The 9,615-nt window shown below is 70.5% G+C and carries 9 protein-coding genes; 5 read left to right on the top strand and 4 right to left on the bottom strand.

Annotation, left to right across the window (positions count from 1 at the left end; translation table 11 throughout):
• A partial coding sequence (locus RMO85_RS14845; protein WP_310529501.1) for an Ig-like domain repeat protein occupies positions 1 to 3,226 on the top strand: 3,226 nt, incomplete at its 5' end.
• A 73-nt stretch (positions 3,227 to 3,299) separates the two neighbouring features.
• On the opposite strand, the gene RMO85_RS14840 is transcribed toward RMO85_RS14845, so the two are convergent.
• Together RMO85_RS14840 and RMO85_RS14835 are read right to left on the bottom strand one after the other, a co-directional pair.
• Positions 3,300 to 3,851 carry a GNAT family N-acetyltransferase gene (locus tag RMO85_RS14840; protein WP_310529500.1) on the bottom strand — a complete coding sequence of 184 codons (552 nt, stop codon included), beginning with the start codon at positions 3,849 to 3,851 and terminating at the stop codon, positions 3,300 to 3,302.
• Positions 3,852 to 3,961: 110 nt separating this feature from the next.
• Positions 3,962 to 4,573: a hypothetical protein gene (locus RMO85_RS14835; protein WP_310529499.1), complete on the bottom strand. Its 612-nt coding sequence runs from the start codon at positions 4,571 to 4,573 to the stop codon at positions 3,962 to 3,964.
• Positions 4,574 to 4,649: 76 nt separating this feature from the next.
• Between RMO85_RS14835 and RMO85_RS14830 the strand changes: the two genes are divergently transcribed.
• On the top strand, positions 4,650 to 5,357 hold the full coding sequence (locus RMO85_RS14830) for a YdcF family protein (RefSeq protein WP_310529498.1): 708 nt from the start codon (positions 4,650 to 4,652) through the stop codon (positions 5,355 to 5,357).
• Positions 5,358 to 5,407: 50 nt separating this feature from the next.
• Entirely contained in the window at positions 5,408 to 6,004 is a 597-nt protein-coding gene (locus RMO85_RS14825; protein ID WP_310529497.1) for a DUF998 domain-containing protein, read from the top strand.
• A 13-nt stretch (positions 6,005 to 6,017) separates the two neighbouring features.
• On the opposite strand, the gene RMO85_RS14820 is transcribed toward RMO85_RS14825, so the two are convergent.
• Positions 6,018 to 7,010 carry a beta-ketoacyl-ACP synthase III gene (locus tag RMO85_RS14820; RefSeq protein WP_310529496.1) on the bottom strand — a complete coding sequence of 331 codons (993 nt, stop codon included), beginning with the start codon at positions 7,008 to 7,010 and terminating at the stop codon, positions 6,018 to 6,020.
• Positions 7,011 to 7,033: 23 nt separating this feature from the next.
• Between RMO85_RS14820 and RMO85_RS14815 the strand changes: the two genes are divergently transcribed.
• Together RMO85_RS14815 and RMO85_RS14810 are read left to right on the top strand one after the other, a co-directional pair.
• Positions 7,034 to 8,176 carry an aminotransferase class I/II-fold pyridoxal phosphate-dependent enzyme gene (locus tag RMO85_RS14815; protein ID WP_310529495.1) on the top strand — a complete coding sequence of 381 codons (1,143 nt, stop codon included), beginning with the start codon at positions 7,034 to 7,036 and terminating at the stop codon, positions 8,174 to 8,176.
• A 30-nt stretch (positions 8,177 to 8,206) separates the two neighbouring features.
• Positions 8,207 to 9,397 (top strand): nucleotide sugar dehydrogenase, encoded by a 1,191-nt coding sequence (locus RMO85_RS14810; protein ID WP_310529494.1) that lies wholly within the window; start codon positions 8,207 to 8,209, stop codon positions 9,395 to 9,397.
• A gap of 16 nt (positions 9,398 to 9,413) precedes the next feature.
• On the opposite strand, the gene RMO85_RS14805 is transcribed toward RMO85_RS14810, so the two are convergent.
• A partial coding sequence (locus tag RMO85_RS14805) for a hypothetical protein (protein WP_310529493.1) occupies positions 9,414 to 9,615 on the bottom strand: 202 nt, incomplete at its 5' end.

The raw sequence follows: 9,615 nt of genomic DNA, 5'->3' as shown, positions 1-9,615 counted from the left end.
AACGGTGGCCGCGCCGACCTTGACGCTCTCGTCCACGACCGTGAAACCCGGGACCTCGCTCACCGGGAGCGCGGCTGGGTTCCTCGGCGGGGAAACCCTTCGGTACCGCCTCGACAGCCCCACTGGCACGGAGCTCACCGGGAGCCTGGCCGGCACCACGACCCCGACGGCGGTTCCGGGCAGTGGCGGCGGTGCCGTCGTCGTCACGGTGCCATCCGGCACCGGGGACGGCCCGCACACCATCTACGCCGTGGCCCTGCCCAGCGGCGACGCCGCCGCGGCAGGCATCGTGGTCGACGGCACGGCGCCACCGCAGCCAGTCCTGACCCTGACTCCGGCCGCCGTCAGCGGCGACGCCGTCACCTTCGCCTACACCGAGGCCGAAGCGTCGGCGACCGTCGAGTGCCACCTCGACGCGGCCGCGTTCACCACGTGTGCGAGCCCGATCGACTACGCGGGACTGCCCGCTGGCTCGCACACCTTCGAGGCCCGCGCGACGGACGCGGTCGGCAACGTCAGCACCTTGACCTCGTACACGTGGACCGTCAACACCACCATCCCCACGATCGTCATCGGCTTTCCCACGGTGGCGGGCGTCTACAACGACAGCGGCTTCAACGCCGGCTGCGGCACGGCCGCGACCGGCGACATCTGCGGATCGGCAGACGACGACTCGCTCGTCAGCGCGGTCGGCGTGAGTGTGCGTCGTGTGAGCACCGGCCTGTGGTGGAACGGCGCGACGTTCTCCTCGGCCACCGAGACGTTCAACGCCGCCGCGGGCACCACCGTCTGGTCGTACAACATGGCAGCGAGTGCGTTCGCCGAGGGCGACTACACCTTGCGGGCGCGCGCCACCGACGACGTCGGCAACCTCGGCTACGACTCGCGCACGATCACGTTCGACCGCACCGCCCCGGCCACCCCTACCCTGACCAGCGTGCCACCGGCCACCAGCGGCCCGTCGGCGACGTTCGCCTTCACCACCACCGACCCGACTGCCACCTTCGAGTGCCGTCTGGATGCCGGTGCTTGGACCTCCTGCTCGAGCCCGAAGACGTACAGCGTCCTCTCGCACGGGTCGCACACCGTGGACATCCGCGCGGTGGACGGCGCCGGAAACACCAGTGCCAGCGCCTCGACGACGTGGACGGTCGACGCGACGGCGCCGACCGCCGCGATGACGTTCCCGACCGCCACCAGCTACAACCTCGCCGGCTGGGCGGCGGGTTGCGCCACGCCGGCGTCCGGGGACGTGTGCGGCACCGCGAGCGACGTCGGCAGCGGTCTCGCGGCGGTCGCCGTCAGCATCCGGCGGGCCAGCACCGGCAGCTACTGGGACGGCAGCGCCTTCGCCGCTGGGAGCGAGACCTGGCTGGGCGCCACCGGGACCGCGTCCTGGTCGTACCTGTTCGCCGGCACCGCCTTTGCGTCGGACGGCAACTACACCGTGCGGTGGCGCGCCACCGACGCCGTCGGCAACACGACCACCGGCGCAGTCGACATGACGCTCGACACCGCCCCACCGCCCGCGCCGCAGATCATCCAGGCCCCCAGCAACCCCAGCGGCTCCTCGGTTCAGTTCGACTTCACCGACGCTGAGGCCGGGACCGGGGCGCAGTGCCAGCTGGACTCGGGTGCGTGGGTCACGTGCACGGCCCCGGTCAACTACGCCGGGCTTGCCGGCGGCTCGCACACCTTCGGCGTGCGCGCCACCGATGCCGCAGGCAACATCAGCGCCCCGGTCTCCTACACCTGGACCGTCGAGGTCGGCCTGCCGAGCATCAGCTTCAGCTTCCCGAGCACCGGCCGCACCTACAACAACACCACGTACGCCGCCGGCTGTGGCACCCCGGCCGGCGACGTGTGCGGCACGGCGTCCGACCCGGGGGGCAGCATCGCCGGCGTTGCCGTGAGCATCAGGCGCGCCGGTACCTCGCTGTACTGGGACGGCACGAGCTTCGGCAGCGCCACGGAGGTCTTCCTCGCCGCGACGGGCACGACCGCCTGGTCCTACGCCATGGCCGCCGCGTCGTTCCCCGCGGAGGACAACTACGTCATGCGTGCCCGGGCGACCGACAACGTCGGGCTCACCGCCTTCGACTCCGTGACCATCACCATCGACCGTACGGCGCCCGCCGCACCGGCCATCACCTCCGGCCCGACCGGCACCACCGGCGGCGGCGGCGGCACGTTCACCTTCACGGGTGAGGCGGGCGCCAGCTTCGAGTGCCGGCTCGACGCGGGTGCCTGGGCGGCCTGCACCAGCCCGAAGACCTACGGCACGCTCACCGATGGTTCGCACACCTTCGACGTCCGGGCGGTCGACGGCGCGGGCAACACCGGCGCGACTGCCAGCAGGACCTGGACGGTCGACGCGACGGCGCCCGTCATCGGCACCACGTTCCCGGCGGCGGGTGGCCGCTACAACGACACGACGTACAACGCCGGCTGTGTGCCGACCACCGGCGAAGTCTGCGGCACCGCCTCAGACACGCCGAGCGGCGTCAGCAAGGTCGAGATCAGCATGCTGCGTGCCAGCACCGGGCTCTACCTGAACGGAACCACCTTCAGCGCCTCCAGCCAGAACTGGATCACGGCCACCGGGACGGCGTCGTGGAGCCACGCGATCGCCGCGACGACCTTCCCGGCGGATGGCACCTACACGCTGGTCGTCCGCGCGACGGACGGCGTCGGCAACGCCGGCACGACCAGCACGACGTTCGTCATCGACCGCACCAAGCCGACCGGTGTCGGCTTCACCACGACCAACGCCAGCGGCGGGACAGCCCGCAGGCTCGAGGTGGGTGACACGTTCACGCTCACCTACTCCGAGGCCATGAACCCCAATTCGATCATCGCCGGCTGGAACGGCGTGACGACCCAGAACGTCGTGGTGCGGATATCGAAGAGCAACACCAACAACAAGATCACCATCGCCAGCGCGGACTCCGTCACGGTGCTGCCGCTGGGCACCGTGAACCTCAATCGAGGCGACTACGTCACCGCAGCGAGAACGTTCGGTCTGGCAGGGTCGTCGGTGCTGTCGACGCTCTCCATGAGTGGTTCGAGCCTCACCATCACCCTCGGCACGGCGAGCGGCGCCACGACGACAGCGGCGGCCGCCGCCAACGCGAGCTGGGCGCCCGCCGCGGGGACGACCGACCTCGCCGGGAACGCGGCAGCCACAACCACCTACGCCGAGACCGATCTGGACGGCGACTTCTAACGGGGCCAAGCCGCCGTCCGAGCGAATCATCGACGCATACCGCGCCCCGTCCTACGTGGCCGGGAGACGCGCGCTATTCGCCGACAAGGGCATTGACGTCAGACCATTCGTAGACCGTGACGGGAAGCAGGCACCCCTCCTCGTCGAAGGTCCCCTGACCGATCTCGTGTGCGCCCATGGCCTCGTAGAACCCCCGAGCAGGGCGATTGGCAGTGAGGACGCTGAGGCGCAGCGTCGTGAAGCCGAGCTGGGCCAACTCCCGAGCACCGGCTCTCAGGAGTGCTGCTCCGATGCCCTGACCTCGGCGATCCGGCGAAACGTACAACGCGCCGATCTCCGCGATCGCACCCGAGACGTCGTCGTCCGCCGGCGTCCCGTACACCAAGGCCTGCACAGCCCTGGAATCGTCCTCAGCGACCAGGAGCACGTCGTGCGGGGCACTCCCGTCGACCTGGTCGGCCATCACGCGCGCCCAACCTCGTCCCGACACGTCGGCGGTCCACTCGTCGGCTCTCCGCTGCCAGGCCACGTGGGGCATCTGGTCGCGATGTGCCGACAGCCATGACTCCACCATGACGCGCCCGAGCTCGGGCGCATCGCCGACGACCGCCGCACGGATCATCATCGCTCTCACGAACCTCCCGTGTGCAGAGACTATCGAGCGCGCGTGCAGCGACGTCAGGTGCTGGGACCGGCGATGCGTCGCAGCGACGCGACTCCCCGCGACTCGGGTGCCTACAGGTGGGCCAGCCACGGGTGACCGGGGTGGGCGAGGGTCAATGCCATCCGCAGCCAGGCCCGAGGCTCGGGGTCGAGGAGCCGCACGCAGGCGTCGAAGTCGGCCTGGTCCTTGGGCCTGGGCCTTGAGGCCTTGTGGAGCAGTTGAACCTCGGGGCAGAGGTAGGAGATGCCGTCTCGTGCCCAGAGGATCTCGTTGATCGGGAGGCTGATTCGGGCGTCGCGTTTGTACGTCCAGGTCGCCGGGGTGGCGCCCATGAGGATGACGTCGTACTCCCATGGGTCTGCACCGCTCCGCCTCAACCACAGGTTCTCGCACGTCTGCGACAGCGAGTCCGTGTCGTTGACGATCGGCCGCAGTGCGCCGTCGTCCGCCTGCCAGACGTCGAGCCGCTCGGACACGTGCCGGCGCAGCGCGTGAACATCCGAACGCGGAATGCTGGGGTCCACGTCGTCATGCGCACGGGCGATGCCGGTGAACGCCTCGATGGCCCAGCCGCCGGCGATCCACCAGCGACCCCCGTACCCCGCGAAGAGTTCCGCGGCATCGTGGGGGGACCGGGCTCGCCACGGTCCGTACAGGCGAACGATCTCGTCGTGGTCCAGCACGCGGTGCACAGTAGACGAGAGCGTCGCCCTGCTGGTCCACGATGTGCGCGACCGCCGATGAGCGAGGATGGAAGCCGTGAGTGGAAGCGGACAGGCAGACGCCTGCGCGAGGGACGACAGCCACCTGGACACGATCGCGTCCTGGTTGGCGCTCGAGGATCCCGACCCTGACCACGTGGACCTGATGCTGCTCTTCGGTGGTTCGCTGCCACCCGGTTGGGACCGGGCAGCGGCCGCCGTGCGCGCAGGACGGGTGGGGACGCTCATGCTGGTCGGGGGACGCGGCCACACCACGGACGAGCTCAGCCGGCTCGTGGGTGCCGACGAGGCGGCAGGGACCGTCGAGGCGGAGCTGATCGCCGAACACCTGCTCCGCGTGCACGGGATCACGGACGCGCTTCTCGAGCGCACGTCCACGAACTGTGGAGACAACGTGACCCGCGCCCGCGAGCTGGCGACCCGCATGGGGCTTCGACCGCGCACCGTCGCCCTCGTGCAGGACCCCACCATGCAACGGCGCATGGATGCCGTGTTCCGGCTGGTGTGGCCCGACGCAGCGCCCGTCAACCTGCCGGCGCCTGACGGACGCGACATGTGGCCCCGGCATCGCTGGATCTCACTGGTGATGGGGGAGGTTCCGCGCCTGCGCGACGATCAGCACGGCTACGGCCCACAGGGTCGGGGATTCATCGCCCACGTCGACGTGCCGGATCAGGTCGAGGTTGCCCACGCGGCATTGCTCGACGCGCACGAGGGATGGGGTCGCCCGGTCGTATCGGCGTAGCGCACCGTCCGCGGCACACGATGAGGCGCCCGCCGGTCTACGGTGACCCGGTGCCCACAGTCCCGACATCTCGCGCCGCACGCTGGGGAGCCCTCGCCCTGCTCGTCCGCCCCACCTACATCGCCGCCGAGTTCGTCACCGCCGCAGCGACGACCGGCGGGTACAGCTTCGTCGCCGACTCGGTCAGCAGGCTCGGCGAGGTCGGGTGCTCCGCGGCGTACTGCTCCCCGCGTCACGAGGTGATGAACGGTTCGTTCATCGGCTTCGGGATGCTGATGGCCGGTGGCGCGCTGTTGCTGGCGCGGCCCCTGGGGCCGTGGGTCACCGGTCTCCTGGTGGTCTCCGGGGCGAGCTCGGTCGCGACCGGCCTGGCACCGCTCGACCAGGACGCCACGCTGCACGCCATCGCCGCGACACCGCTCTTCTTCGCGCAGCCGATGGCGCTGATCGTCCTCGGTGCTCGCATTCGCCGCGAGCAGCCGCGACTGGGTTCGGCGCTCCTGGCGACGGGAGCCGTCACCGCCGCCGCCGCGGTGGGGTTCGTGCTCACGCCGGAGGGCACCGCCTCCGGTGCGCTGGAACGGCTGGCGCTGTGGCCCGTCCTGTTCGGACTCGCCGGTTTCGCCTGGACCCAGCGACGCAGGTGAGCGTGACCAGCGCCTACTCGTGCGGCGGCAGCGTCACGACCTGGCCGGCAAAGCTCAGCCCCGCCCCGAACGCGATCAGCAGCGCCAGGTCCCCGGCCTTGGCCTCGCCGGAGCGCAGCATCGCCTCCATCGCCAGCGGCACGGAGGCTGCGGAGGTGTTCCCGGAGTCCACGATGTCGGTGGCGACCGCCACCGACTCGGGGAGCTTGATGTTGCGCGACAGCGTCTGGGTGATCCGCAGGTTGGCCTGGTGGGGGATGAAGGCATCGAGGTCGTCGACCGTGACGCCGGCGGCGCGCAGCGCCTCGTGCGCCACCTCGGCCATCGCGAAGGGCGCCCAGCGGAAGACCGCCGTACCCTCCATCTGCACCACGGGGGTGTCGGCATGCGCGCCGAGGCAGCTCGGGGACTGGTTGATCACGTGCGCCTGGGAGCCGTCCGAGCCCCAGGCCGTCGGGCCGATCCCGGTCGCCTCCGCGGGTCCCACGACCACCGCGCCGGCGCCGTCGGCGAAGATGAACGCCGTCCCGCGGTCGGTGGGGTCCATGAAGCGGCTCAGCTGCTCGACGCCGATGACCAGCACGTACTTCTCCGCGCCCGAGCGGACCATCGAGGACGCCAGGTTGAGCGCGTGGCAGAAGCCCGCACACCCGGCGGAGACGTCGAAGGCCGCCGTGGTCGACCCGAGCCGGGTCGCGACCTGCGGGGCCGAGGCGGGCGTGTGCTCCGGGTGCGTCGACGTGGCCACGATGATGCAGCCGAGCTGGTCGGCACTCACGCCGGACGCGGCAAGCGCGCGCTCGGCCGCGGTGCTCGCCATGGCGATGAGCGTCTCGTCCGGACCGGCGAAGCGTCGGGTCTTGATGCCCGACCGTGACTGGATCCACTCGTCGTTGGAGTCGAGCACCTCGCAGATCTCGTCGTTGGTGACGACGCGCTCGGGCCGGTACACCCCCAGGCCCAGCATCGCCGCGTGCGTGAGTTCGGTGGCCTGCTGGATCGTCATGTCGCGAGCATAGGCTCGAGAGCGTGATTCGCGACCTGACCGATGAGGAAGCCCGCCGCGCCCTGGTCCTCAAGTGGGGCATGACAGAACCCGGCGTCATCCCGGCGTGGGTGGCGGAGATGGACTACGCGCCGGCCGACGTGGTGACGGACGCGCTGCTGGAAGCGGTTCGGTCGGGCCGGACGAGCTATCCGGCCTACGAGTTCGGCGGCGAGCTGGGCCGTGCGTACGCCGACTGGGCGGCCCGGCAGTTCGGCCACACCGTCGACCCCGGGCACGTGCTGCCCGTGGTCGACGTGACGGCCGGAATGCGGTTCGCCCTCGACGTGCTCTGCGAGGACGCGCCGGTCGTGATGCCGGTGCCGGCCTACTCGCCGCAGCTCGAGGTCGCGGAGGTCACCGGGCGCAAGCGCGTCGATCTCGTCGTCGACGCCGACGCCGACCGGGCCGGCATCGACCTCGGTGCCCTCGCCGGCGCCCTCGCCGACGGGGCGCGGACGCTGATCCTCACCCAGCCGCACAACCCCTGGGGGCGGGTCTTCACCCGCGGCGAGCTCGAGGGCATCCGCGACGTCGTGGTCCACCACGGCGCGCGTGTCATCAGCGACGAGATCCACGCCCCGCTCGTGCTCCCCGGTGCCGAGCACATCTCCTATCTCGCGCTCGACGGCACGGCCGAGCACGCGGTCGCGCTGGTCGCCGCCTCCAAGGCCTTCAACACCGCCGGCCTCAAGTGCGCCCAGATCCTGACCGGCGACGACGCGACCCGCGACCGGCTCCTCGACGCGCCGCTGGCCCGCAACGACTCATGGTCAACCCTGGGTGTGGTGGCCGCCATTGCGGCGTACAACCATGGCGACCCGTGGCTGGCGGCGCTCGTCGAGCGCCTCGACCAGCAGCGGACCCTCCTCGCCCAGCTCCTGGCGACGCACCTGCCGCTGGCCCGGATGCGGCCGCTGGAGGCGACCTACCTCGCTTGGCTCGACCTGCGCGCCTACGGCCACGACGACCCGGCGTCGATCTGCCTGTCGCGCGGGCGGGTGCGCCTGGCTGCCGGTCACGACTATCACCCCGGCTCGACCGGGCACGTGCGGGTCAACATCGCGACCTCGCCGGCGCGGTTGACGGACATTGTTCACCGGATGGCGAAGTCGCTGACTGCCTGATCCCGGCGCGCACCGGGCACAATGGCGCACGTGACCACCAAGATCGCTGTCGCCGGGCTCGGCTACGTCGGACTCTCCATGGCCTGCCTGCTCGCGCGGCACAACGAGGTCGTCGGGCTCGACCTCGACGCCGTCCGCATCAAGCTGCTGCGGGGCGGCCAGAGCCCCATCCACGACGAGGACATCGAGCGGTTCCTCGCCGAGGAGGAGCTCGCGCTGACGTTCACGACAGACCCCGCGCAGGCCTACGCCGGCGCCGAGTTCGTCATCATCGCGACGCCGACCAACTACGACGAGGTCACCAACTACTTCAACACCGGCTCCGTCGAGGCCGTGATGGCCGACGTGATGCGGCTGGCGCCCGACGCGACGATGGTCATCAAGTCGACGATCCCTGTCGGCTACGTCGCCGACGTGCGGACCCGCCTCGGCTGCGACAACGTCATCTTCAGCCCCGAGTTCCTGCGCGAGGGACGTGCGCTGCACGACAACCTCAACCCGTCGCGGATCGTGGTCGGCGAGGACACCGAGCGCGCGCGCCGGTTCGCCGAGCTGCTGGTGAAGGGCGCCGACGTCGACGACGTACCCCTGCTGTTCACCGAGCCCACCGAGGCCGAGGCGATCAAGCTCTTCGCCAACACCTACCTCGCGATGCGCGTGGCGTTCTTCAACGAGCTCGACTCGTTCGCGATGTCGCGTGGCCTCTCGACCCGCCAGATCATCGACGGCGTCGGCCTCGACCCGCGGATCGGCTCGCACTACAACAATCCGTCGTTCGGGTACGGCGGCTACTGCCTGCCCAAGGACACCCGGCAGCTGCTGGCGAACTACTCCGAGGTCCCGCAGACGCTCATCACCGCGATCGTCGACGCGAACACCACCCGCAAGGACTTCGTGGCCTTCGACATCCTCGACCGCGAGCCGAAGGTCGTGGGCATCCACCGGCTGCTGATGAAGGCCGGCTCCGACAACTTCCGCGAGTCCTCCGTGCAGGGGATCATGAAGCGGGTCAAGGCCAAGGGGGTCAAGGTCGTGATCTTCGAGCCGGAGCTCACGACTGCACAGCTCGACAAGGACGGGAAGTTCTTCGGGTCGAAGGTCTACAAGAACCTCGACAAGTTCAAGGCCCGCGCCGACGTGATCGTCGCCAACCGGATGGCGCCCGAGCTCGAGGACGTGCAGGACAAGGTCTACACGCGGGACCTGTTCGGCTCGGACTGATCCCTGACCCCTCGATCTAGGTCAATGAGCGTCGCGAGGATCCCCGCGCCAAGGGCGGCTTCATCTTCCCCTCGTAGCGGGGCACCTCGCGCTCGGCCACGTCGATCCAGCCGGCGTCGCTCGCGGTGGTCCGGATCAGTCCGTATGCCGCCTGCAGCGCCTCGTCCGTGACGTCGGCGCGCGTGCGGAGCACCCGCTCCACGGCCGCGGTGCGCACG

The organism is Nocardioides sp., assembly GCF_031422975.1.
Lineage (GTDB): Bacteria > Actinomycetota > Actinomycetes > Propionibacteriales > Nocardioidaceae > Nocardioides.
The sequence above is the reverse complement of the archived record's forward strand: the minus strand, read 5'-3'. Positions and strand labels throughout refer to the sequence as shown.